The 23,596-nt window shown below is 60.9% G+C and carries 18 protein-coding genes, 2 tRNA genes and 2 rRNA genes; 20 read left to right on the top strand and 2 right to left on the bottom strand.

Features of this window, described 5'->3' with window-relative positions; all coding sequences use genetic code 11:
• The first annotated feature begins 65 nt into the window (after positions 1–65).
• The 14 genes from N5B55_RS20795 to N5B55_RS20730 all read left to right on the top strand — a co-directional run bounded on the left by N5B55_RS20795 (position 66) and on the right by N5B55_RS20730 (position 14,519).
• On the top strand, positions 66–1,133 hold the full coding sequence (locus N5B55_RS20795; protein ID WP_004634822.1) for an aromatic ring-hydroxylating oxygenase subunit alpha: 1,068 nt from the start codon (positions 66–68) through the stop codon (positions 1,131–1,133).
• Positions 1,126–1,899 carry an SDR family oxidoreductase gene (locus tag N5B55_RS20790; protein ID WP_154207668.1) on the top strand — a complete coding sequence of 258 codons (774 nt, stop codon included), beginning with the start codon at positions 1,126–1,128 and terminating at the stop codon, positions 1,897–1,899. The genes N5B55_RS20795 and N5B55_RS20790 overlap by 8 nt, the downstream gene beginning before the upstream one ends.
• 32 nt (positions 1,900–1,931) lie before the next feature.
• Entirely contained in the window at positions 1,932–2,468 is a 537-nt protein-coding gene (locus tag N5B55_RS20785; RefSeq protein WP_004634817.1) for a cupin domain-containing protein, read from the top strand.
• Positions 2,469–2,472: 4 nt separating this feature from the next.
• Complete coding sequence (locus N5B55_RS20780; RefSeq protein WP_304539905.1) at positions 2,473–3,375, top strand: alpha/beta fold hydrolase; 903 nt, start codon at positions 2,473–2,475, stop codon at positions 3,373–3,375.
• 12 nt (positions 3,376–3,387) lie between these two features.
• Complete coding sequence (locus N5B55_RS20775) at positions 3,388–4,215, top strand: IclR family transcriptional regulator (protein WP_304539904.1); 828 nt, start codon at positions 3,388–3,390, stop codon at positions 4,213–4,215.
• 2 nt (positions 4,216–4,217) lie between these two features.
• Positions 4,218–5,021 carry an SDR family oxidoreductase gene (locus tag N5B55_RS20770; RefSeq protein ID WP_304539903.1) on the top strand — a complete coding sequence of 268 codons (804 nt, stop codon included), beginning with the start codon at positions 4,218–4,220 and terminating at the stop codon, positions 5,019–5,021.
• The gene (locus N5B55_RS20765) at positions 5,014–6,753 is read left to right on the top strand and encodes a thiamine pyrophosphate-binding protein (RefSeq protein WP_304539902.1); all 1,740 of its coding nucleotides are present in this window, start codon (positions 5,014–5,016) and stop codon (positions 6,751–6,753) included. Before N5B55_RS20770 ends, N5B55_RS20765 begins: the two co-directional genes overlap by 8 nt.
• 32 nt (positions 6,754–6,785) lie before the next feature.
• A complete protein-coding gene (locus tag N5B55_RS20760) occupies positions 6,786–7,589 on the top strand; it encodes an aspartate dehydrogenase (RefSeq protein ID WP_027680155.1) in 804 nt (267 codons plus the stop codon).
• 16 nt (positions 7,590–7,605) lie between these two features.
• The gene (locus N5B55_RS20755) at positions 7,606–9,108 is read left to right on the top strand and encodes an aldehyde dehydrogenase (RefSeq protein WP_304539901.1); all 1,503 of its coding nucleotides are present in this window, start codon (positions 7,606–7,608) and stop codon (positions 9,106–9,108) included.
• A gap of 149 nt (positions 9,109–9,257) precedes the next feature.
• Positions 9,258–10,220 (top strand): VOC family protein, encoded by a 963-nt coding sequence (locus tag N5B55_RS20750; protein WP_304539900.1) that lies wholly within the window; start codon positions 9,258–9,260, stop codon positions 10,218–10,220.
• A 21-nt stretch (positions 10,221–10,241) separates the two neighbouring features.
• Positions 10,242–11,192, top strand: a complete 951-nt coding sequence (locus N5B55_RS20745; RefSeq protein ID WP_154207676.1) for a PDR/VanB family oxidoreductase — start codon at positions 10,242–10,244, stop codon at positions 11,190–11,192.
• A 176-nt stretch (positions 11,193–11,368) separates the two neighbouring features.
• Positions 11,369–12,469, top strand: coding sequence for a porin (locus N5B55_RS20740; protein ID WP_304539899.1), 1,101 nt, complete (start codon positions 11,369–11,371; stop codon positions 12,467–12,469).
• 71 nt (positions 12,470–12,540) lie between these two features.
• On the top strand, positions 12,541–13,944 hold the full coding sequence (locus N5B55_RS20735) for an MFS transporter (RefSeq protein ID WP_304539898.1): 1,404 nt from the start codon (positions 12,541–12,543) through the stop codon (positions 13,942–13,944).
• A 452-nt stretch (positions 13,945–14,396) separates the two neighbouring features.
• Complete coding sequence (locus N5B55_RS20730) at positions 14,397–14,519, top strand: hypothetical protein (RefSeq protein WP_256731101.1); 123 nt, start codon at positions 14,397–14,399, stop codon at positions 14,517–14,519.
• On the opposite strand, the gene N5B55_RS20725 is transcribed toward N5B55_RS20730, so the two are convergent.
• Positions 14,520–15,038 (bottom strand): cupin domain-containing protein, encoded by a 519-nt coding sequence (locus N5B55_RS20725; RefSeq protein ID WP_304539897.1) that lies wholly within the window; start codon positions 15,036–15,038, stop codon positions 14,520–14,522.
• A gap of 17 nt (positions 15,039–15,055) precedes the next feature.
• A complete protein-coding gene (locus N5B55_RS20720; RefSeq protein WP_154207679.1) occupies positions 15,056–16,261 on the bottom strand; it encodes a sterol desaturase family protein in 1,206 nt (401 codons plus the stop codon).
• Positions 16,262–16,557: 296 nt separating this feature from the next.
• Here N5B55_RS20720 and N5B55_RS20715 point away from each other — a divergent pair, with 296 nt between their 5' ends.
• The 6 genes from N5B55_RS20715 (at position 16,558) to N5B55_RS20690 (ending at position 23,510) form a co-directional block, all read left to right on the top strand.
• A complete protein-coding gene (locus N5B55_RS20715) occupies positions 16,558–17,130 on the top strand; it encodes a DUF4337 domain-containing protein (protein WP_154207680.1) in 573 nt (190 codons plus the stop codon).
• 120 nt (positions 17,131–17,250) lie between these two features.
• Positions 17,251–17,952 (top strand): hypothetical protein, encoded by a 702-nt coding sequence (locus tag N5B55_RS20710; RefSeq protein WP_369812456.1) that lies wholly within the window; start codon positions 17,251–17,253, stop codon positions 17,950–17,952.
• 626 nt (positions 17,953–18,578) lie between these two features.
• Positions 18,579–20,116 (top strand): 16S ribosomal RNA (locus tag N5B55_RS20705).
• Between the two features lie 60 nt (positions 20,117–20,176).
• Positions 20,177–20,253: transfer RNA gene (locus N5B55_RS20700), tRNA-Ile, on the top strand.
• A 36-nt stretch (positions 20,254–20,289) separates the two neighbouring features.
• Positions 20,290–20,365 (top strand) — tRNA-Ala (locus tag N5B55_RS20695).
• Between the two features lie 266 nt (positions 20,366–20,631).
• Positions 20,632–23,510: ribosomal RNA gene (locus tag N5B55_RS20690) — 23S ribosomal RNA — on the top strand.
• Together the 16S and 23S rRNA genes with 2 tRNA genes alongside form the textbook arrangement of a ribosomal RNA operon.
• The last annotated feature ends 86 nt before the right edge of the window (positions 23,511–23,596 follow it).

The following is a 23,596-nucleotide window of genomic DNA, read 5'->3' as shown; positions in this document are numbered from 1 at the left end:
CAACACGATTCGACGCCGCTTTGCCCGCAGAGGCGCACGGCTCAACCCATCAGAAGAGGCAAGCAATGGAAGGCAACAAGGAAGCGCAGAAGGAAGCGCGCATCAACACCGGTCTGCGCAACTACTGGTATCCGGTGGCGGCGTCGTGGAATGTGAAAAACGCCCCGGTGGGCATCACGCGTTTGAGCCAGAACATCGTGTTGTGGCGTGACACCGCCGGCCAGGTGCATGCGCTGGAAGACCGCTGCCCGCATCGCGGTGCGCGCCTGTCGATGGGTTGGAACCTGGGCGACCACGTGGCTTGCTGGTACCACGGCGTTGAAGTGAACGGCCAAGGTACGGTAACCAGCGTGCCGGCTGTCGACGCGTGCCCCATGGAAGGCAAGACCTGCGTGCGCAGCTACCCGGTGCAGGAGCGTGCCGGTGCCATCTTCCTGTGGTTTGGCGACAAGGCTCCGTCCGAGTTCGACGACGCGGTCGGCACGCTGCGCTTGCCCGAAGAACTGACTAGCGACGAGCACAGCCATTTCCTCTGCTTCGCGCATTGGAATGTCAACTACCGCTATGCCATCGACAACGTCATGGACCCGATGCACGGCGCCTACCTGCACGCCGTGTCGCACTCGATGGCGAGCGGCGAGAAGAAGGCCGTGATGGAAGTGGTTGAAACCGACCACGGGATCATGTTCCAGAAGACCGGCCAGCGCGGCGTGAACTTCGATTGGACGGAGTTTGGCGAGACCGGCACGATGTGGCTGCGCCTGTCGATTCCGTATCAACCGAAGGTCGGCCCGGGCGGGCCGTTCACCATCATCGGCATCGTGACGCCGGTGGATGAAGAGCACTGCATCGTCTACTTCTGGCGCACGCGCCACGTGCAAGGCTGGCAGCGCGATGTGTGGCGATTCCTGTATCGCAACCGCCTGGAAGGCCTGCACTGGGATGTGCTGGAGCAGGACCGCGTGGTGCTGGAGTCGATGGCCCCCGAAGCGCGCGAGCACGAGACGCTGTATCAGCACGACATCGGCATCACGCGTATCCGCCGTGTGCTTGCACGTCGCGCCGCGGCTGAACTGGCCGACGCGCCTGTCGCCATGCTCAAGCCCGTGCCCACGGAAGCCCAACATGCCTGAGCGCAATTCCACCGCCGGGCTGCTGGCTGGCCGCAAAGTGCTTGTGACGGGCGCCGCGCGCGGTCTGGGTCTGGCCTTTGCCAAGTCGATTGCCGAAGCGGGTGGCGCCGTTGCGCTGGCCGACATTCTTGGCGAGCGCGTGCAGGAAGAGGCCGCAGCGCTGCGTGCGGCAGGCTTTGATGCGCATGGCTTCACGCTCGATCTTGAAGATCCGGCTTCCATTCAGGCATGCGCTGCTGCGGCTGTACAGGGACTGGGCGGGCTCGACGGGCTTGTCAACAACGCGGCCATCACGAACTCTGGCGGGCGCGATGCATCGTCAATCGACATCGAGACCTGGGACCGCGTAATGAACGTCAACGTGCGCGGCACATGGTTGATGACGACGGCCTGCCTGCCGGCGCTCAAGGCTTCGGGCCGCGGCGCCATCGTCAATCTATCGTCGGACACCCCGCTGTGGGGGGCGCCGAACCTGCTGGCGTATGTGGCGAGCAAGAGCGCTGTCATCGGCATGACGAAGTCTCTCGCGCGCGAATGCGGCGCAGACGGCATCACCGTCAACGCCATTGCGCCGGGCCTGACGCTGGTGGAAGCCACCGAATACGTGCCGTCGCACCGCCATGCGCTGTACCGCGACCAGCGCGCCATCTCGCGCGATCAACTGCCGGACGACGTGTGCGGCGCCGTGCTGTTCGCGCTGTCCGACCTTTCCCGATTCGTGACGGGCCAGACGCTGGCCGTCAACGGCGGTTTCGTCATGCAGTAATGCATCCACACACCATTCAGAAGAGGTATTCAATGAGCGATCTCTCCGAACAACAGCAAGTGCAACGCACGTGGGACCGCCCGGAAGGCGCGTCGTTTGAAGACTGGATGAACAGCCGCGTAGCGCGTTTTTCCACCCGCCGCTACGACTGGGACGCCCTCAAGTTCCAGGCCGACTTCGACCCGAAATACCGCCGTGCGCAAATGCGCTACCTAGGCACGGGCGGCACGGGCGTGGCAGCTGACACCAACACAGTACCGGCGGAGCACTTCACGTTTTCGACGATGGTCATTCCGGCCGGCCACGAAGGCCCGTCGCACCTGCATACCGATGTGGAAGAGGTGTTCTTCATCATTCGCGGCAAGCTGAAGCTGGTGCTGGAAAAAGACGGCGAGCGCTACGAAACCATTCTGACCGATCGCGACCTCGTCTCGGTGCCGCCTGGCGTGTACCGCGAAGAAATCAACATCGGCGATGAAGACGCGCTGATGTGCGTGATGCTCGGTGCCAAGAAGCCGATCACGCCGACGTACCCGCCCGAGCATCCGCTCGCCAAGATCAAGCGTTGATGCCATGAGCGCGCAGGCTGTCATGTCTACCCATCCGTTCCGCGTTGCCGACGCGCTTGCCGTGCTCGGCGCCGGGTTTGCCGAACGTACCGTCGCCATCAACGCGCACGGCGACCGCATCGGCTATCGGCAATGGGGCGAGCGCGGACCGCTGGTGGTGCTGTTGCACGGCATCAGCTCCAGCGCCGCGTCGTGGCTGCCTTGCGTGCAGGTTCTTGCGCACAACATGCGCGTGCTGGCGTGGGATGCGCCGGGCTACGGCAGCTCCACGCCGCTTGCAGACGTTGCACCGCGCGCTGCCGACTACGCTGGGCGATTGCAGGCGTGGCTTGCCGCGCTGGACGTGACGCCCGATGCGATCGTCGGTCATTCGCTGGGCGCGCTGATGGCATCGGCGTATGTGGCTGCCGCGCCAGCCGCGATGCAGCCGAAGCGCCTGCTGCTTCTGAACCCCGCGCAGGGCTATGGCCAGCCGGGGCAGGAAGATCAATCCCGCAGCGTGCAGGCCCAGCGTCTTGCAACGCTCGACCAGCTTGGCATCGACGGCATGGCGGAGTCGCGGCACGCGCATCTGCTGCGCCCGAATGCCACCGACGAAGAGCGCGCCTGGGTGCGCTGGAACATGAAGCGGCTCAACGACGGTGGCTATCGCCAAGCCGTGGCGATGTTGAGCGGCGACGACATCGGCGCCTATCTGAGCAAACGCCCCGCATCCACACCCGCACAGATTGCTTGCGGCGATGTCGACGGCATTACACCGCCGGAAGGTTGCGAAGCGCTGGCCAAGATGTTCGATCTGCCGTTTGCGCTTGTGCCATCGGCCGGGCATGCCTCCTATATCGATGCGCCTGACGCTGTTGCAGGCTGGATCGAACACGCTGTTCTCTCCCAATCCCAAAACGCCTAAGCGCCAAGACGTATGAGCAACGACCTCATCCCAGAAGACGTGCAGGAAAAGTACATCGTGCCGGGGCTCGAACGCGGCCTGCGCCTGCTGTGCGAGTTCAGCCACAAAGACCGTGTGCTGTCTGCACCTGAACTGGCGCGCCGCCTGAAGGTGCCGCGCTCCACGGTGTTCCGCCTGCTGACCACACTTGAAGTGATGGGCTTCATCGAACGCGTTGACGGCGGTCGCGATTTCCGTCTCGGCATGGCGGTGCTGCGCCTGGGCTTTGAGTATCTCGCGTCGCTGGAACTGACCGAGTTGGGCCGTCCGCTGCTCGATCGCCTGCGCGACGACATTCATTACCCATGCAACCTCGTCGTGCGCGATGGCCGCTCGATCGTTTATGTGGCGAAGTCGGTTGCTCCCACGCCGTTCACCAGCTCGGTAAATGTTGGCACGCGCCTGCCGGCACATGCCACGGTGCTGGGCCGTGTGCTGCTGGCAGACCTGTCGCTGGCGGAATTGCGCCAGCTCTATCCGGAGCCGCAGCTGGAGGTGTTTTCCGCCAACACGCCGCGCACGGTGGAAGAACTGTTCGAGATGGTCCAGCGCGACCGCGAACATGGCTACGTGCTGCAGGAAGGTTTCTTTGAGGCCAACATCTCGACGATTGCTGCGCCGGTGCTCGACCGCGCCGGCAAGGTGGTGGCCGCGCTCGGCACGACGATTCCGTCGCCGCGCATCGAAGCGGCCCAGCTTGATCTCATGATCGACAAGGTGCGCGCCGCTGCCGGCGAGCTGTCTTATCTGCTGGACTACCGCCCCGCAGGCGGCAAGGTCGTCAACCTGTTCCGCGAATGACCATGCCGATGATCGATCTGACTGGCAAGACGGCCGTCGTGACGGGCGGCTCCTCCGGCATCGGCCTGGCCACCGTTGAACTGCTGCTGGAAGCCGGCGCCGCCGTGGCGCTGTGCGGCCGCAATGCCGAACGCCTCGCGCAAGCCGAACAAGGTCTGCGCAACCGCTTCCCGAACGCCCGGCTGTTCGCCGCAACGTGCGACGTGCTCGACGCTGCACAGATGGCAGCCTTTGCCGACGCCGTGGAGCAAGCCCTCGGCCCCGTCGACATGCTGGTCAACAACGCGGGCCAAGGCCGTGTCTCGACGTTTGCCGATACCGACGATGCCGCGTGGACGCAGGAGCTGCATCTCAAGTTCTTCTCCGTGATCCATCCCACGCGCGCTTTCATGCCGCAACTCGAGCGCTCGGCGCACGGCGCGATCGTCTGCGTGAATTCGCTGCTCGCGCAGCAGCCCGAGCCGCACATGGTGGCCACCTCTGCCGCGCGTGCGGGTGTGCTCAATCTCGTGCGTTCGATGGCGACCGAATTTGCACCGAAGGGCGTGCGCGTCAACGGCATCCTGATCGGCCTGGTGGAGTCCGGCCAATGGCGCCGCCGCTTCGAGGCTCGACCCGAAGAAGATCGCCATCTCGACTGGGCTGCGTGGACGCGCCGCCTGGCCGCGCAAAAACACATTCCCCTTGGACGCCTGGGCCTGCCCGAAGAGGCTGCCCGCGCCATTCTGTTCCTTGCCTCGCCGTTGTCTTCGTACACCACGGGCAGCCACATCGATATTTCCGGAGGACACTCCCGTCATGCTTAACAGACAACAACAGGAACAACAGCTGGTCACGGTGGGCCACGCAATTGCAGCATTCCTGGAAGCCTGCGAGGTCAAGGCCGCCTTTGGCGTCATCTCGATCCACAACATGCCCATCCTCGATGCGATGGGCGAGCGCGGCAAGATTCGCTTCGTCATGGCGCGCGGTGAAGCCGGCGGCGCGAACATGGCCGACGCTTATGCCCGGACCACAGGCGGCCTCGGTGTCTGTCTGACCAGCACCGGCACCGCTGCCGGGAATGCGGCGGGCGCCATGGTCGAAGCCCTGACCGCCGGCACGCCGCTGCTGCACATCACGGGCCAGATCGAAACGCCGTACCTGGACCAGAGTCTCGCGTACATCCACGAAGCGCCGGACCAGCTCACGATGCTCAAGGCCGTCTCCAAGGCTGCCTTCCGCGTGCGCAGTGCCGACACGGCCATCAGCACGATGAAGTTGGCCGTGCAGACCGCGTTGACGGCCCCGGCCGGCCCGGTGAGCGTGGAGATTCCCATCGACATCCAGGCCGCGCTGATCCCCATGCCGGATGACCTGCGCCCGCTGCTGGTGCCGCAGCATGTGCCGTCGGCCCACGCGCTGGACGAACTGGCTGAACGCCTGTCGCGCGCGCGCCGTCCGATGCTGTGGCTGGGCGGTGGTGCCCGCCACGCTTCAAAGCAGGTCAAGCGCCTGATGGACCTTGGCTTTGGTGTGGTCACCAGCACGCAGGGCCGCGGGATCGTGCCGGAAGATGACCCGCGATCGCTGGGCGCATTCAACCTGCACAAGCCGGTCGAAGCGTTCTACCAGACGTGCGACGCGATGGTCGTGGTCGGCTCGCGCCTGCGCGGTAACGAAACGCTCAAGTACGAACTGAAGCTGCCGCGCCCGCTGTACCGCATCGATGCGGATGCATCGGCAGAAGGCCGTTGCTACGCCAGCGACTACTTCGTGTGCGGCGATTCGGCGCTTGCGCTGGATGGTCTGGCCGACCGGCTGGAAAAGAAGATGCAGATCGACGCGACATTCGCGGCAGACCTGCGGGCGGCACACGAGGCGGCCGTAGGCGGGCTGATCGACGGCCTCGGTCCGTACGCCAAGCTGGTGGAGGCACTGCAAGCCGCCGTGGGGCGCGAGTTCAACTGGGTGCGCGACGTGACCGTGTCGAACAGCACGTGGGGCAATCGTCAGCTCCGCATCTTTGACTCGCGCGCCGGTGTACATGCGCTGGGCGGCGGCATCGGCCAAGGCTTGGCAATGGGCATTGGCGCGGCCATCGGCGCGGCGGCCACGGGTTCCGGCAAAACGACGTTCTGCCTGGCCGGCGATGGCGGCTTCATCCTGAATCTCGGTGAATTGGCAACTGCGGTGCAGGAGCGCGCCAATCTCGTCATCGTGCTGATGAACGACAAGGGCTACGGCGTCATCAAGAACATTCAGGACGCGCAGTACGGCGGCCGCCGCCATTACGTGGATCTGCACACGCCGGACTACGCGGCGCTCGCCCAGTCGCTGCAGCTGCGTCATCGCCGCGTGTCGGATCTGGCCGACGTGGGCAGCGCATTGAAGGAAGCCACCAGCGGCGAGGGCCCGTTCCTGATGGAGATCGACATGCTCTCCATCGGCAGCTTCAAGACCATCTTTGCAGGCCCGCCGGTCAACCAGCAGGCCAAGGACGGCCAGGGCGAGCGCGCAGCTTCATGCGCCACGGAAGGCACGACGGTGGTGGCGTGAACCTGCTAGCGAGCCAATTGAAGGAGCCGGACATGCTGCATGTATCGATGGTGGGGTGCGGAGCGATCGGGCAGGGCGTACTGGAACTGCTCAAGAGCGATCCGGATGTGTGCTTTGACGCCGTGATCGTGCCCGAGCACGCGATGGACAAGGCGCGCGAGGCCATCGCCCCGTTCGCACCGAATGCGCGTGTCACGACGCATCTGTCGGCCGACGCGCATCCTGATCTGCTGGTCGAATGCGCCGGCCACGATGCGCTTGAAGAGCATGTGTTGCCGGCGTTGGAGCAAGGCATCGACTGCCTGGTCGTATCGGTCGGTGCGCTGTCGGAACCCGGCGTGGCCGAACGGCTGGAGGCTGCGGCCCGCCGTGGCAACGCGCAGGTGCAGCTGTTGTCGGGCGCCATCGGTGCCATCGACGCACTGGCCGCTGCGCGCGTCGGCGGGTTGGACGCCGTGGTCTACACCGGCCGCAAGCCGCCGCGCGCCTGGAAGGACACGCCGGCCGAGCAGCAGTTCGACCTCGATGCGCTGCGCGAGCCGACCGTGATCTTCGAAGGCAACGCCCGTGAAGCCGCGCGTCTGTTCCCGAAAAACGCCAACGTGGCGGCCACGCTGTCATTGGCGGGCCTCGGTCTTGAGCACACGCACGTCAAGCTGCTGGCCGATCCAACGGTGGACGAGAACATCCATCACGTCGAGGCGCGGGGTGCCTTTGGCGGCTTCGAGCTCACGATGCGCGGCAAGCCGCTGGCGGCCAATCCCAAGACTTCTGCGCTGACGGTGTTCAGCGTGGTGCGTGCGCTGGGCAACCGCGCGCACGCCGTTTCGATTTAAGCGAGGCCATTGCGCCATGACTGTTTCCAACCCGAACGCAACCGCAACGTCCGTGTTGCCCATCTGCATCGCCGGCGATTGGCGCCTGGGCACGGGCGAGCGCTATGCCACGCGCTACCCGGCCACGGGTGAAGTCGTTGCAGAACTCAATGCCGCCAGCGTCGCTGATGTGGAAGAAGCCGTGGCGGGCGCCTACCGCGCCTTCCTGTCCAGCGGTTGGGCGCAGCGCAAGCCGCACGAGCGCTCCGCCGTCCTGTACCGCGTGGCTGAGCTGATCCGCTCGCGCAGTGAAGCACTGGCGCAGCGCCAGCGGCTGGATAACGGCAAGCCGATCAACGAGACGCGCGCGTTGGTGGCGAGCGCTGCTGCCACGTTCCAGTTCTTTGGCGCCGCATGCGAGACGCTGGAAGAGTCGCTCACGCCCATGCGTGGCGATTGCCTGACGATGAGCGTGCATGAACCCATGGGCGTGGTGGCGGCCATCACGCCGTGGAATTCGCCGATTGCGAGCGAAGCGCAAAAGATGGCGCCCGCGCTGGCCGCGGGCAACGCCGTCGTCGTCAAGCCTGCGGAAGTCACGCCGCTGATGGCGCTGGAACTCGCTGCCATCTGCGAAGAGGCGGGCGTGCCCAAGGGCATGATCAGCGTGCTGCCCGGCAAGGGCTCCGTGATTGGCGATGCGATTACGAAGCATCCGCTGGTGCGCCGTGTGTCGTTCACGGGTGGCACGAACACGGGCAAACACATTGCCCACATTGCCGCTGACAAGATGATGCCGGTGTCGCTGGAACTCGGCGGCAAGTCGCCGACGATGGTGTTTGAAGATGCCGACCTCGACCACGCCGTGAATGGCGTGCTGTACGGCATCTTCAGCTCGTCTGGCGAGTCGTGCATCGCAGGCTCGCGTCTGTTCGTGGCGCGTTCGCTGTACGAGCCCTTCATGGATCGCCTGGCTGCAGCCGCAGCACGCCTGCGTGTCGGCAATCCGGCTGATGAATCCACGCAGATGGGTCCGCTGATCACCGATCGCCACCGCGAGACCATCGAGTCGTACGTCGCAATGGGCGTGGAAGAGGGCGGCCATCTGCGCACGGGCGGCTTGCGCCCGGCAATCGCCGGCTGCGAGTCGGGCTACTTCTATACGCCGACCATCATCGAAGGGCTCACCAACAGCGCGCGCATTTGCCAGGAAGAAATCTTCGGCCCGGTGCTGGTCGCCATGCCGTTCGACGATGAAGATGAATTGATCGAGCAGGCCAATGACAGCGTCTACGCATTGGCCGCCGGCATCTGGACGCGCGACTACAAGCGCGCATGGCGCGTCGGCCGCGCGGTGCAGGCCGGCAACGTTTGGATCAACACGTACAAACAATTTTCGATCTCGACGCCGTTTGGCGGCTGGCGCGACAGCGGCCTGGGCCGCGAGAAGGGCCGCCTCGGCATCCTGCAATACATGGAGCAGAAGAGCCTTTACTGGGGCTTGAACGAACAACCACTGGCCTGGGCCAACGCCAACTAAGCGCCGCTAACAAAACCCTCCTGGCGTCGTTGTGCCGCCTTGCCGTACCCAAGTACTGTCTGCGGCAGCACGCCTAGCCAGGACCGCTTCGCTGGGCCTTGCTAGCGGCTCTAACGCCGAAGCAAACGCCCGGACCACAGGAGATGAAGATGAACACGATTCGAGGCATCGACGAAATCGTCTACGGTGCCGACGACCTCGCCGCCTGCAAGCAGTTCTTCCTGGATTGGGGCCTCGCCTTGACATCGGAAGACGCCAGCGGCCTGCTGTTCGAAACGCTCAACGGCTGCCGCGTGCGCGTCAAACGCAGCGACGATGCCACGCTGCCGGCCGCCATGGAAGCCGGCCCGACGTTGCGCGAGGTGATCTGGGGCACCGATTCGCAGGCTGTGCTCGATCGCCTGGTCGACAAACTTGCTGACCAGCCCGGTTATGTGCACGCCGACGGCCGCGTCGGCTGTACCGACCCGAACGGCCTGGCAGTGCGCGTGCAACTGACCACCAAGCGCGATGTCGACGTGCAATGCGCTGCCATGAACACGTGGACAGACAAACCGCGCCGCAACCAACCGAGCCCCATCTACGAGCGCGCCACGCCCATCGAAGTGGGCCACGTGGTCTTCTTTGTGAAAGACGTGGCGGCCACGGAGCGCTTTTATATCGACAAGCTCGGCTTTGTACCGTCCGACCACTACCCGGGCCGCGGAGCGTTCCTGCGCTGCGAGCCGGAAGGTGGCCATCACGACCTGTTCCTGCTGCAGACGCCGCAGGCCAAGAGCGGCCTCAACCACGTCGCCTTCACCGTGCGCGACATCCACGAAGTGTTCGGCGGTGGCATGCATGTGTCGCGTTGTGGGTGGGATACCCAGCTGGGCCCGGGCCGACACCCGATTTCGTCGGCGTACTTCTGGTACTTCAAGAACCCGGCTGGCGGCCTGATCGAGTACTACGCCGATGAAGACCAGCTCGACGGTAACTGGCAGCCACGCGATTTCGAACCTGGCCCGACCGTGTTTGCTGAGTGGGCCATTGATGGCGGCATTGACGGCAACACGCGCCGGCAGAAGAACGTCGTCAGCCCGGAAGGCAAGTTCCTGACGGAAAAGCGCTGAAACGTTGCAGAGAGACGTGCTATGAATCCCCCCCTCAACCTGCGCGTGCACGCCATGCGCTACGAAGCCCAAGGCATCGTGAGCGTGGAGCTGCGCGATGTCGACGGCAAGACGCTGCCCGAGTACGCACCCGGCGCGCATATCGAACTGCATCTCGGCAACGGGCTGGTGCGCAGCTATTCGCTGTGCGGTGCACCGGAGGTGCGTGACCGTTATGTGGTCGGCGTGCTGCTCGACCGCAACAGCCGCGGCGGCTCGCGCTATGTGCACGAGCAGTTGCGCGTGGGTTCGACGCTGAAGATTGGCGGCCCGCGCAATCACTTCGAGTTGGACGAAACCGCGCCGCACACCGTGCTGGTTGCAGGCGGCATTGGCGTGACGCCCATCGTCTGCATGGCGCGTCGTCTGGCCGAGCAAGGCAAGGCGTTCTCGGTGCTGTACTGCGCCCGCTCGCGCGCCGAAGCTGCGTTTGCCGATGAGCTTGCCGCGCATGGCGATGCAGTGCGCTTTCACTTGGACGCGGAAGCCGGCGGCCCGCCCGATCTGAAAGCACTGCTCGCAGGGCATCCGACCGATACGCATTTCTATTGCTGTGGCCCTGGCCCGATGCTGCGGGCTTTTGAGGCCGCATGTGAAGCGCTCGGCTACACCAACGTCCATATCGAGCGCTTTGCCGCGGACCCGGGTGTGGAGTCGGTGCAGGACGGCGAGTACCAGGTCAAGCTCGCGCGCAACGGTGCTGAACTGTGTGTGCCGGCAGGCAAGTCGCTGCTCGACGCGCTGTTGGAGATTGGCGTCGAGGTGGAACACAGCTGCAAGGAAGGCGTATGCGGTTCGTGCGAAACGCGCGTGCTGGAAGGGGAACCCGACCACCGTGACAGCGTGCTCTCCAAGAGCGAGCGCGCATCCAACCAAACCATGATGGTTTGCGTATCCGGATGCAAAGGCAAGCGCCTGGTGATTGATCTGTAAGCGCAGGATGGTTTAGGCGTTGGCCTGACCAGCCGCGCCCTCTTTTTTTACGCCGTGTTTTTCTTTTAAACGCCGTTTTACATACGGAACAACGCAAATACCACAACCAGCTCGTCCACCAAGACGGCGATAACAACTGGCGGGGCGGACACCTTGTCCAGTGGAGGAAACAGCAAATGAAGACAACCTTGTTCGCCATTGCGGCGATGAGCCTGGCGGGCACGGCAGCGGCCCAGAGCAACGTGACGCTGTACGGCAGCATTGATGAAGGCGTGGTCTACATCAACAGCCTCAAGAGCGGCGCGTCGAGCGGCTCGGCTCTGCGCATGGACCCCGGTACGATGCAGCCGGACCGCTTCGGCCTGCGCGGCTCGGAAGATCTCGGCGGCGGTACGCAGGCCATTTTCCAGTTGGAGTCGGGGTTTCTGGGCGACACCGGTAGCAGCGTGGTCGCCGGCAAGCTGTTCAACCGCACGGCGTGGGTGGGCCTGACGAACGATCGCCTGGGTAATATCCAGCTTGGCCATCAGGCGGACTTCATGTTCGACTACCTCGGCCGCTTGAGCAACGGGTTCCAACTCACCAACTTCTACCTGTTCCACCCCGGTAACTTCGACAACCTGGCCAACCAGTTCCAGATCGACAACGCTGTGCGTTACGTCTCGCCCATCTTCGGCGGGCTGCAGCTGGGCGGCATGTACGGCTTTGGCGAGGTACCCGGTTCGCCGTCGAAGAGCCGCAGTTACAGCCTCGGCGCGTACTACACCAATGGCGGTTTCCGCGCAGCCGCGGCCTATACCGCATCCAATGATCGCGCGCTGGATGTTGCTGGGCGCCTGGGCATCACCAACACACTGGGCACGACACTGGTGCCCGGCGTGATGACGCCGATGAGTTCGGTCAAGTCGTTCGGTGCTGGCACGCTGTATCAGTTCAGCGGCCTACCGCTCCAGATCAACGCGGTCTATACGCAGACGCGCATCACGCTCGGTGGCGCCAACGCCCGGGCGCAAAACGTCGACCTCGGTACCGCGTGGCATTACAGCGCCGCCAACACGCTGAACGTGGGCTATACCTTCAGCAAGTACGAGGGCGCCCGTTGGAACCAGTTCAGCTTGGGCAACGTGTATGCGTTCTCCAAGCGCACGCAGGTGTATGTGCAAGGCACGTATCAGCGTGCGTCCGGCGATGCGCAGTCTGCTGCCATCAATGGCGTAGGTGTGGCGGCGCAGCGCAACCAGATGGTTGTGAGCACCGGGGTGCACCACTCGTTCTGACGTCCTGACCCAACGCGCGCCGCTGGGCAGCGACCCGGTGGCGCATCAACTTCCTCCGGAAGGAGCTTCACATGAAGCCAGGTGTTTTGATTGATAGTGGCATTGACCACGATGCGTCGCCGGGCACGATGAGCCTCGGCAAGATCGTTGCCCGCATCGAGCGGCTCAAGAGTAACGGCATGCATGTGCGTGCGCGTTTGCTGATCGGGCTGGCGACGTTCTTCGATGGCTTTGACGTCATCGTCATCGCGGCTACGCTGCCGCTGCTGATTGCGCAGTGGCATCTGACCCCGGCGCAGATTGCTTTTGTGATTGGCGCCCCCGGCATCGGTCAGTTGATCGGCGCATTGGTGTTCCCCATGCTTGCAGAGCGCTTCGGCCGCGTGCGCATGATCGGCTACAGCGCGGGCATCATCGGCTTGATGAGCCTGCTGTGCGGCGTGGCGCCCAGTTTTGCCGTGTTTGCGGCGTTGCGTATTGTCCAGGGCGTGGGCTTGGGAGGCGAACTGCCTGTAGCGGCCACATACATCAACGAGGTCACGCGTGCCCATGGCCGCGGGCGCTTCGTACTGCTCTACGAGGTAGTGTTCCCGATAGGTTTGCTGGTGTCGAACGCGCTTGGGGCCTGGCTTGTGCCGCATTTCGGCTGGGAGGTAATGTACTTTCTCGGTGGCATTCCGTTCGTGCTGTTCTTCACGCTGCCTAAGGCCGTGCCGGAATCTCCGCGCTGGCTGGCGACCCATGGGCGCATGGCCGAGGCCGACGCTGCACAGGCTCGCTTTGAAGCCAAGGCGAAAGAGCCGCTGCTTCCGCTGGGAGATACCTCGGCCTTCGAGCAGATGTCGCATCGCCACCCGAAACGCGGCATGCGCGATCTGTTCGGCCCTGTGTACATCAAGCGCACGGTGGTCGTGGCCATGCTGTGGGCGACGTGCGGTTTCATCCAGTACGGTCTGTCGACGTGGCTGCCGACGGTCTACAAGACGATCTATCACGCACCGCTCCAACTGGCGCTTAACCTGGCGGCGCTGGCGTCGGTGCTGGGTGTGGTCGGTTCGCTGGTGTGCGCGATGATCGTCGACAAGGTGGGCCGCAAGCCCGTGATGGTGGTGTCGTTTGTGCTGTGCGGTTTGGCGCTGGGGCTGGCCGGGCTGCTGCATGAGCAGTCGCTCTACGTGGTGGCAGGCTTGTGCTCGTTGGCGCTGGGGTTGATGGCGTGCGGCTTTATCACCGCCTATGTCTATACGCCGGAGCTGTACCCGACCAACATCCGCGCGATCGGATGCGGCATGGGCGGCGCGTGGCTGAAGATTGCGGCCATCTTTTCGCCGATGCTGATCGGTTCGACCATCGGCTCGGGCAACGTCAGCAATGCATTCTTGCTGCTTGCCTTGGTGCCCATCCTGGCGGCAATCACCATCCACTTCCTTGGCATCGAGACCAAGGGGAAAGTGCTGGAGCAGCTCGAGCTGTAAGCCGATGGAACTTGATGGTTGCAAAACGGGGCCGCCGCCGCCCATCAACGCTGCGCGCACGCGTGCCGGATCGGCGCGCGCCTTGGACGTGAACAGTAGCGCTTAGCCCACGGCGCCGTGGGTCAATGCAACGATGACTAGATTGGCCACGTTGCAAGTTTGCCCAGCATCGGATTGGCCCCCCCGTGCGCGATGTGCTTGCCCATCCGGGCAAACAGCGGTCTTGCCCGCTCGAATGCCGTCTCCCTTCTGCCCGCCGTGCTGTGCGCTCCAACATGCATTGGAGCCGCGCCGGGCGGGCGTTTGCGGCGCGCGATGCCCATACGGAAGCGAGGTCCGGGGAATAAGGACCCAGAAGGGTCATTGCTCGCGCAATGGTTTTCGGGACCCCTCTCGTAGACTGAACACGTGCCCATACAACCGCTATCGGGCACGCCGAGAGGGGAGGGTATATGTCCACCACAGCCGCCAACTGGATCGTCATCCTGACATGCGCCTATATGGAATACAGCACATGGCGAGGCATGAGTGTCTACCGACGCACGGTAGGCTATGAAAGCGTGGTGTGGTGCTGATCAGGCGCCGTGGGGCTTTGGCAGCAACCTGCGGACGAGATCGCCATGTACCGAATACTTCGCCAGCAGCGCATCGCCATCAGCCAGTTCGAACTCGCTGAACTCGAACCCCGGCGCAACGGAGCAGCCGACCAGCGCATAGCCATGTTCACCCGGCACGCGTTCGGCCGCAAACCAACGTCCCGCCGGCACCACCGCCTGGTACACCGCCATCGCATCGTTGGCTGCCTGGCCCAGACGATGCGTGCTCACCGTGCCGTCGTCCTCCAACACATGCACATTGAGTGAGTCCCCCGTATGGAAGTGCCACAACTCATCAGATTCGATCCGATGCCAGGCCGAATATGCATCATCCGCCAACAGGTAATAGATGGCGGTCGCAGCCGCACGTTCGACGGGCGGGACGCCTCGCTGGACGCGTTCCTGACTGCGATAAGTTTCGCGATAGAAGCCGCCTTCCGGGTGCGCTTCGAGACCGAGGCGGGCAATGAGGCGCTGTGCAGCGGCGGTGAGCGGCATGATGAAACGTCCTCGATTCAGTTCTGCTGACGCCGGAACGGAAAGCGCTGTTGGTTGACGAAACCGTCGGGCATGTAGTCGCCCACCACGCCGTACTTCTCGGGGAAGGCCTTTTTCGATTTCACCGCAGTACCGAACAGGTAGTCGATGAAGGCGAAATGGGCGGCGTAGTTCTTGTCGATCGCTTCGTCTTCCGACGAATGGTGCCAGTGGTGAAAATCCGGCGTCACGAAGATGTACTTCAACGGCCCCCAGGGCAAATGCACGTTGGCGTGGTTGAACACCGCCTGGAAGCCCACGATGATGATGTAGACATCGACCACGGCCTTGTCGAATCCCAGCACGAACAGCGGCCCCAGCACGGCTACCCGCGTGACGATCAGTTCAAGAATGTGCTGACGCGAGCCGGCCAGCCAGTCCATCGTCTTCACGCTGTGATGCACGGCATGAAAGCGCCAGAGGAATGGCACCTCGTGATACGCCCGGTGTGTCACGTACTCCATCAGATCGGCCACCAGCATGCACAGCAGCAGTTGCGGAATGAACCAGATGTGCTGCACCATCTGCTGGAAGTCTGCATGCACCATCCAACCGAACACACGGTGAATCAGGAAGTTCACCACCAGCAGCACCAGACCGACGATGAAGTGGTTTACCGCAAAGTGGACCATGTCGGTCTGCCATTCGGGGCGGAACACCGGCTGCTTCTTATAGAGCGGGAACAGCTTCTCGAGCAGCACGAAAATCGCGGTCGAGCCGAGCAGATCGAGGATGAACCAGTCCATGCCGATATATGGCGTGTGATCGGGAAAATCACCGACCGGCACGCGCGATCCGCCGAGCGCAACGGCTGCCACCACGAACAGGAACGCCAGGCCGTTCAGCCGACGGCGGTTATCCAGCACGATATTCGCCAGCGACAACCCGCCGGAAATCAACAGCGAGACAAACAGGATCTGCCGAATCACATCCACCGAATACGCGCGGCGTAATTCCGGCGTCGTCAGATACTGCGGAAAGTGAAATGCCAGCACGCCCAGCAAGCACAGGAAGCCCAGCACCAACGCCAGGATCGTGCCGATCATGCCCCGGCCGAACTTCAAGCCGCCATTGGCATGCAGCAGTGCATTGGCATCGCGGATCGTCGCGTCGGCCACGCGGACAATGACGGGGTGATGTTCCTTTTCGGGCATTGGCGCCAAAGGCTTTTTAGACGCATCCATGGATCTGACTCGCAGTATTGTTTTGTTTTATTAACAATGCGATTGCCAATTGCGTATTGGCCTTCATTCGCATTGCCGCGCGATTATACGGACCCGTTTCACACATTCAACGGTGCTTTTTCACGTGTAACAATCATCTGCGATTGCCGCGCTTTTTTGATGTGCGGCAGCATCACGAATCCTTGCCCGCAGCATTGGAGGCGCATCACAGGGCGTTGCCTTTCCGTGCAAGGCCATGCATTGTGAAGCCCGCGCCTGACGGGCGCGCGACGATACAAGACTCAAGGGGAGCAACCATGTCCGAAGGATTTCATGTTCACGGCGCGCATGATCATGCGCTCGAGCACGCAGCGGAAAGCGGCCACGCCGACAGCTTTGCCGGGCGAATTGCTGTTATGACAGCGATTCTGTCGACGGCCGGCGCCATCTTCGGTTACCAGGGCGGTGCCACGCAAAACGCTGCGCTGCTTGCCAAGAATGAAGCCGCCATCCATAAGACCGAGGCGGCCAATCGCTGGGCTTACTACCAGGCCAAAGGTCAGAAACAGGCGATTGCCGAGCTGACCGCCCAACTTCCCGGCACCGACCAGGCGGCCGCCAAGCGGGAAGCTCAGCGCTACGCCACTGAGAAGGAAGACATCCGCCGGCAGGCCGAAGACCAGGAGCGTTTGGCCAAAGAGGCCGACGAGGCCAGCGAGCTTGCCGTTCACCACCACCACCGGTGGGCGCAAGCGGTGGCCGCCATTCAGGTGTCGATCGCGCTCGCCGCCATCACCTTGCTTTCGCGCCGGCGCTGGATGCAGGTACTTTCGTACGGCGTCGGCGCTGTCGGTGGTGTGGTGGCCGTTCTGGCGCTGCTTCACATCTGACGGCTTGGATGCGCAGCTCTGGCGGTTGCGAGGGGATACACCCAGCCGCCAGAATGGCGCTCTTGCAGGAGGCATCCCGCCTCATGAATCTGGAACGATCACATGACACGTGGAATGTGGATGCGTCGCACATTGATGATCGCCGGCTTGCTGGCCAGCGCGTGTGCCATGGCGGCCGACCCGGCGGTCCAGCCGGGCGAGTACGTCTACATCCTGGGTGGTAGCGCGAGCGGCATGATGACGGTCAAGGGCAGCAGCTTCAACATCACGACGATTGGCGGCAACTGCCACACGTGCGCGATCGAGGGCACGTTCCGTGGCCGCGTTGGCATCGACAAGGACGGGGGTACGTGCCACATCGCCGTGTCAGGTAATAAGGATGTGCTCAAGCTAGATTCCTCCGCCACCGCCGAGGCCTGCCGAGGTTTCTGCGGCATGCGCGCGATGTTCGATGGCGACTATCGCCGCGCACCTGCCGCCTGCACTGCCCGCCAGCGCCAAGCCCGCATCGGCCAGGCCCACAAGCAATATGCCGCCAAGGACTACGACGCCGCACGGACAACATTGCGTTCGCTGCTTTCCGAGTGCGATCCGTTTATGGACTGGATCGAGCGCGACAAGGCCCGCAGCGATCTCGCGGTGACTGAATACCATCGTGGGGACAGCGCTCAGTGTTTGGCCGTGTTGTCCGAGACGACTGCCGTGAAGGCGCAGAAAGACGCATCGCTGTTCCTCCCGCCGTGCGAAGCTGACAATTACGCGTCCACCAGCAAGGCCATCTTCTACAACGAAAGGCTATGCAAGTCGCCCGCCAAGCATTGATTCCTAGGGCACCTCATAAAGAGGCGTTGAGAGCCAATGGCTCCCCAACCCGTTTCGCTGGCGGGTCCGAGCGCGGCTGGGCGGTCTCGACCGCTGCTGTAACTCGGCGCTGCATCATGCGGCAAGGAACTTGATCGACGAGATTTTTGCGGATGCCTCGCAAAAATGCTTGCCAGCCGCGCGTTCCCACATTAGTATTCGGCCCTCGCTGCAAAACACAGCGCCGAAACGTAAGTGACGGTGGTGGTGTTGGGTGGTGGAGAAGCAGGAGTGGAGCGGGTTTGCGGTCGATTGGGTGGTTGGCGATTGGCTGGGGATTCGGTGGTGGTTGGCGGCGCGTTGGTGGATAAAAAATCTTCGACGAGTTGTTGACAGCGACGAAAAAGCTCTGCATAATCTCGTTTCTCTGCTGCAGACAACGCAGCGACGCGGTGAACAAAGTTGATCGCGAAGTTCTTTAACAAGCAAACAGCCGATAAGTGTGGGCGCTTAATACTGGGTGCGGCGGATTTCGATCCGCTAGCTAACAAGTAATGAAGTGCTCGCACAGAAGTAAGGTTTGAACGAAAGTTCAAGTCAGATTCTGAGAGTGAGCGACCGCTCGTAAAGAGCGAAAACAGCAGATTGAACTGAAGAGTTTGATCCTGGCTCAGATTGAACGCTGGCGGCATGCCTTACACATGCAAGTCGAACGGCAGCATGATCTAGCTTGCTAGATTGATGGCGAGTGGCGAACGGGTGAGTAATACATCGGAACGTGCCCTGTAGTGGGGGATAACTAGTCGAAAGATTAGCTAATACCGCATACGACCTGAGGGTGAAAGTGGGGGACCGCAAGGCCTCATGCTATAGGAGCGGCCGATGTCTGATTAGCTAGTTGGTGAGGTAAAGGCTCACCAAGGCGACGATCAGTAGCTGGTCTGAGAGGACGATCAGCCACACTGGGACTGAGACACGGCCCAGACTCCTACGGGAGGCAGCAGTGGGGAATTTTGGACAATGGGCGAAAGCCTGATCCAGCAATGCCGCGTGTGTGAAGAAGGCCTTCGGGTTGTAAAGCACTTTTGTCCGGAAAGAAATGGCTCTGGTTAATACCTGGGGTCGATGACGGTACCGGAAGAATAAGGACCGGCTAACTACGTGCCAGCAGCCGCGGTAATACGTAGGGTCCAAGCGTTAATCGGAATTACTGGGCGTAAAGCGTGCGCAGGCGGTTGTGCAAGACCGATGTGAAATCCCCGAGCTTAACTTGGGAATTGCATTGGTGACTGCACGGCTAGAGTGTGTCAGAGGGGGGTAGAATTCCACGTGTAGCAGTGAAATGCGTAGAGATGTGGAGGAATACCGATGGCGAAGGCAGCCCCCTGGGATAACACTGACGCTCATGCACGAAAGCGTGGGGAGCAAACAGGATTAGATACCCTGGTAGTCCACGCCCTAAACGATGTCAACTAGTTGTTGGGGATTCATTTCCTTAGTAACGTAGCTAACGCGTGAAGTTGACCGCCTGGGGAGTACGGTCGCAAGATTAAAACTCAAAGGAATTGACGGGGACCCGCACAAGCGGTGGATGATGTGGATTAATTCGATGCAACGCGAAAAACCTTACCTACCCTTGACATGCCACTAACGAAGCAGAGATGCATTAGGTGCTCGAAAGAGAAAGTGGACACAGGTGCTGCATGGCTGTCGTCAGCTCGTGTCGTGAGATGTTGGGTTAAGTCCCGCAACGAGCGCAACCCTTGTCTCTAGTTGCTACGAAAGGGCACTCTAGAGAGACTGCCGGTGACAAACCGGAGGAAGGTGGGGATGACGTCAAGTCCTCATGGCCCTTATGGGTAGGGCTTCACACGTCATACAATGGTGCATACAGAGGGTTGCCAAGCCGCGAGGTGGAGCTAATCCCAGAAAATGCATCGTAGTCCGGATCGTAGTCTGCAACTCGACTACGTGAAGCTGGAATCGCTAGTAATCGCGGATCAGCATGCCGCGGTGAATACGTTCCCGGGTCTTGTACACACCGCCCGTCACACCATGGGAGTGGGCTTTACCAGAAGTAGTTAGCCTAACCGCAAGGAGGGCGATTACCACGGTAGGGTTCATGACTGGGGTGAAGTCGTAACAAGGTAGCCGTATCGGAAGGTGCGGCTGGATCACCTCCTTTAAGAGCGTGCATCCGACGTTAGGCGTCCACACTTATCGGTTTGTTTGATGTTACAGCCAAGGGTCTGTAGCTCAGGTGGTTAGAGCACCGTCTTGATAAGGCGGGGGTCGTAGGTTCAAGTCCTACCAGACCCACCAAGTTACGGACGGTGGAAGAAGTTCTCTGCCGTGACTGGGGGATTAGCTCAGCTGGGAGAGCACCTGCTTTGCAAGCAGGGGGTCGTCGGTTCGATCCCGTCATCCTCCACCATTACCTTTTGGTTACCAAACGCAAGCATCGACGCGGTGTCGATGGTGTTTGCGTTTGGCCTAGCCAAGACGAGCGTAAAAGTTCGGCTGTTCTTTAACAATATGGAATGTAGTAAAGGTGTCGCGGTGCGTTGATGAGGCGCACATATAAAACGCGACACTGGGTTGTGATTGTATCAACCAGTATTACCAGAGCAATCGATGAGATTGTCTTGGAATACGGCACAACGCGAGAACTCAGCCTATAGCGAGACATACTCGTTATAGGGTCAAGCGAATAAGTGCATGTGGTGGATGCCTTGGCGATTACAGGCGATGAAGGACGTAGTAGCCTGCGAAAAGCTGCGGGGAGCTGGCAAACGAGCTTTGATCCGCAGATATCCGAATGGGGAAACCCGGCCCGTATGGGTCATCTGTTACTGAATACATAGGTAACAGAAGCGAACGCAGTGAACTGAAACATCTAAGTAGCTGCAGGAACAGAAATCAACCGAGATTCCCAAAGTAGTGGCGAGCGAAATGGGATCAGCCTTGTACTCTTTAGCAGTATTGTTAGCAAAGCGGAATGGAAAGTCCGGCCATAGTGGGTGATAGCCCCGTATGCGAAAACAGTATTGTGGAACTAGGTGTACGACAAGTAGGGCGGGACACGTGAAATCCTGTCTGAAGATGGGGGGACCATCCTCCAAGGCTAAATACTCGTAATCGACCGATAGTGAACCAGTACCGTGAGGGAAAGGCGAAAAGAACCCCGGGAGGGGAGTGAAATAGATCCTGAAACCGCATGCATACAAACAGTCGGAGCCTGGAAACGGGTGACGGCGTACCTTTTGTATAATGGGTCAGCGACTTACATTCAGTGGCAAGCTTAACCGATTAGGGAAGGCGTAGCGAAAGCGAGTCCGAATAGGGCGTTCAGTCGCTGGGTGTAGACCCGAAACCAAGTGATCTATCCATGGCCAGGTTGAAGGTGCGGTAACACGTACTGGAGGACCGAACCCACTAACGTTGAAAAGTTAGGGGATGAGCTGTGGATAGGGGTGAAAGGCTAAACAAACTTGGAAATAGCTGGTTCTCTCCGAAAACTATTTAGGTAGTGCCTCGTGTCTCACCTTCGGGGGTAGAGCACTGTCATGGTTGGGGGGTCTATTGCTGATTACCCCGCCATAGCAAACTCCGAATACCGAAGAGTGCAATCACGGGAGACAGACATCGGGTGCTAACGTCCGGTGTCAAGAGGGAAACAACCCAGACCGCCAGCTAAGGTCCCTAAATATTGCTAAGTGGGAAACGAAGTGGGAAGGCTAAAACAGTCAGGAGGTTGGCTTAGAAGCAGCCACCCTTTAAAGAAAGCGTAATAGCTCACTGATCGAGTCGTCCTGCGCGGAAGATGTAACGGGGCTAAGCAATATACCGAAGCTGCGGATGCACGTAAGTGCATGGTAGGAGAGCGTTCTGTAAGCCTGTGAAGGTGTCTTGTAAAGGATGCTGGAGGTATCAGAAGTGCGAATGCTGACATGAGTAGCGATAAAGGGGGTGAAAGGCCCCCTCGCCGTAAGCCCAAGGTTTCCTACGCAACGTTCATCGGCGTAGGGTGAGTCGGCCCCTAAGGCGAGGCAGAGATGCGTAGCTGATGGGAAGCAGGTTAATATTCCTGCACCGTCGTATGATGCGATGGGGGGACGGATCGCGGAAGGTTGTCCGGGTGTTGGATGTCCCGGTCCCTGCATTGGAGATGGCACTTAGGCAAATCCGGGTGCGTGATTCAAGGGTGTGGGGCGAGCGACTTTAGGTCGCGAAGCAATTGGAAGTGGTTCCAAGAAAAGCCTCTAAGCTTCAGTCATACGAGACCGTACCGCAAACCGACACAGGTGGGCGAGATGAGTATTCTAAGGCGCTTGAGAGAACTCGGGAGAAGGAACTCGGCAAATTGGTACCGTAACTTCGGGATAAGGTACGCCCTTGTAGTTTGACTGGCTCGCGCCAGAAGGACGAAGGGGTTGCAATAAAATGGTGGCTGCGACTGTTTAATAAAAACACAGCACTCTGCAAACACGAAAGTGGACGTATAGGGTGTGACGCCTGCCCGGTGCCGGAAGATTAAATGATGGGGTGCAAGCTCTTGATTGAAGTCCCGGTAAACGGCGGCCGTAACTATAACGGTCCTAAGGTAGCGAAATTCCTTGTCGGGTAAGTTCCGACCTGCACGAATGGCGTAACGATGGCCACACTGTCTCCTCCCGAGACTCAGCGAAGTTGAAGTGTTTGTGATGATGCAATCTCCCCGCGGCTAGACGGAAAGACCCCATGAACCTTTACTGTAGCTTTGCATTGGACTTTGAACCGATCTGTGTAGGATAGGTGGGAGGCTTTGAAACCGGGACGCTAGTTTCGGTGGAGCCGTCCTTGAAATACCACCCTGGTTTGTTTGAGGTTCTAACCTTGGCCCGTGAATCCGGGTCGGGGACAGTGCATGGTAGGCAGTTTGACTGGGGCGGTCTCCTCCCAAAGTGTAACGGAGGAGTTCGAAGGTACGCTTGGTACGGTCGGACATCGTACCTAAAGTGCAATGGCAAAAGCGTGCTTAACTGCGAGACCGACAAGTCGAGCAGGTGCGAAAGCAGGACATAGTGATCCGGTGGTTCTGTATGGAAGGGCCATCGCTCAACGGATAAAAGGTACTCTGGGGATAACAGGCTGATACCGCCCAAGAGTTCATATCGACGGCGGTGTTTGGCACCTCGATGTCGGCTCATCTCATCCTGGGGCTGTAGCCGGTCCCAAGGGTATGGCTGTTCGCCATTTAAAGAGGTACGTGAGCTGGGTTTAAAACGTCGTGAGACAGTTTGGTCCCTATCTGCCGTGGGCGTTGGAATCTTGACGGGGGCTGCTCCTAGTACGAGAGGACCGGAGTGGACGTACCGCTGGTGTACCTGTTGTCTCGCCAGAGGCATCGCAGGGTAGCTATGTACGGAAGAGATAACCGCTGAAAGCATCTAAGCGGGAAACTTGCCTGAAGATGAGGATTCCCTGGAGACTTGATCTCCCTGAAGGGTCGTTCGAGACCAGGACGTTGATAGGCTGGGTGTGGAAGCGCAGTAATGCGTTCAGCTAACCAGTACTAATTGCCCGTGCGGCTTGATCCTATAACCGGTATGTTTCCGGCTGGGTCCGCCTTGTGCCTGATACACATCACTCACAACCCCAAATCTACATTCCCATATTGGTCGCG

Source organism: Ralstonia pickettii (assembly GCF_030582395.1).
Lineage (GTDB): Bacteria > Pseudomonadota > Gammaproteobacteria > Burkholderiales > Burkholderiaceae > Ralstonia > Ralstonia pickettii_D.
This window is presented reverse-complemented; position numbering and strand designations above follow the sequence as displayed.

What these genes read in the sequence shown, in the direction of transcription:
- N5B55_RS20790 (WP_154207668.1), top strand. Translation starts at nt 1,126, where the DNA reads ATGCCTGAGCGCAATTCCACCGCCGGGCTGCTGGCTGGCCGCAAAGTG.
- N5B55_RS20715 (WP_154207680.1), top strand. Translation starts at nt 16,558, where the DNA reads ATGTCCGAAGGATTTCATGTTCACGGCGCGCATGATCATGCGCTCGAG.
- N5B55_RS20770 (WP_304539903.1), top strand. Translation starts at nt 4,218, where the DNA reads ATGCCGATGATCGATCTGACTGGCAAGACGGCCGTCGTGACGGGCGGC.
- N5B55_RS20765 (WP_304539902.1), top strand. Translation starts at nt 5,014, where the DNA reads ATGCTTAACAGACAACAACAGGAACAACAGCTGGTCACGGTGGGCCAC.
- N5B55_RS20775 (WP_304539904.1), top strand. Translation starts at nt 3,388, where the DNA reads ATGAGCAACGACCTCATCCCAGAAGACGTGCAGGAAAAGTACATCGTG.
- N5B55_RS20710 (WP_369812456.1), top strand. Translation starts at nt 17,251, where the DNA reads ATGCGTCGCACATTGATGATCGCCGGCTTGCTGGCCAGCGCGTGTGCC.
- N5B55_RS20750 (WP_304539900.1), top strand. Translation starts at nt 9,258, where the DNA reads ATGAACACGATTCGAGGCATCGACGAAATCGTCTACGGTGCCGACGAC.
- N5B55_RS20720 (WP_154207679.1), bottom strand. Translation starts at nt 16,261, where the DNA reads ATGGATGCGTCTAAAAAGCCTTTGGCGCCAATGCCCGAAAAGGAACAT.
- N5B55_RS20760 (WP_027680155.1), top strand. Translation starts at nt 6,786, where the DNA reads ATGCTGCATGTATCGATGGTGGGGTGCGGAGCGATCGGGCAGGGCGTA.
- N5B55_RS20785 (WP_004634817.1), top strand. Translation starts at nt 1,932, where the DNA reads ATGAGCGATCTCTCCGAACAACAGCAAGTGCAACGCACGTGGGACCGC.
- N5B55_RS20745 (WP_154207676.1), top strand. Translation starts at nt 10,242, where the DNA reads ATGAATCCCCCCCTCAACCTGCGCGTGCACGCCATGCGCTACGAAGCC.
- N5B55_RS20730 (WP_256731101.1), top strand. Translation starts at nt 14,397, where the DNA reads ATGTCCACCACAGCCGCCAACTGGATCGTCATCCTGACATGCGCCTAT.
- N5B55_RS20735 (WP_304539898.1), top strand. Translation starts at nt 12,541, where the DNA reads ATGAAGCCAGGTGTTTTGATTGATAGTGGCATTGACCACGATGCGTCG.
- N5B55_RS20780 (WP_304539905.1), top strand. Translation starts at nt 2,473, where the DNA reads ATGAGCGCGCAGGCTGTCATGTCTACCCATCCGTTCCGCGTTGCCGAC.
- N5B55_RS20725 (WP_304539897.1), bottom strand. Translation starts at nt 15,038, where the DNA reads ATGCCGCTCACCGCCGCTGCACAGCGCCTCATTGCCCGCCTCGGTCTC.
- N5B55_RS20755 (WP_304539901.1), top strand. Translation starts at nt 7,606, where the DNA reads ATGACTGTTTCCAACCCGAACGCAACCGCAACGTCCGTGTTGCCCATC.
- N5B55_RS20740 (WP_304539899.1), top strand. Translation starts at nt 11,369, where the DNA reads ATGAAGACAACCTTGTTCGCCATTGCGGCGATGAGCCTGGCGGGCACG.
- N5B55_RS20795 (WP_004634822.1), top strand. Translation starts at nt 66, where the DNA reads ATGGAAGGCAACAAGGAAGCGCAGAAGGAAGCGCGCATCAACACCGGT.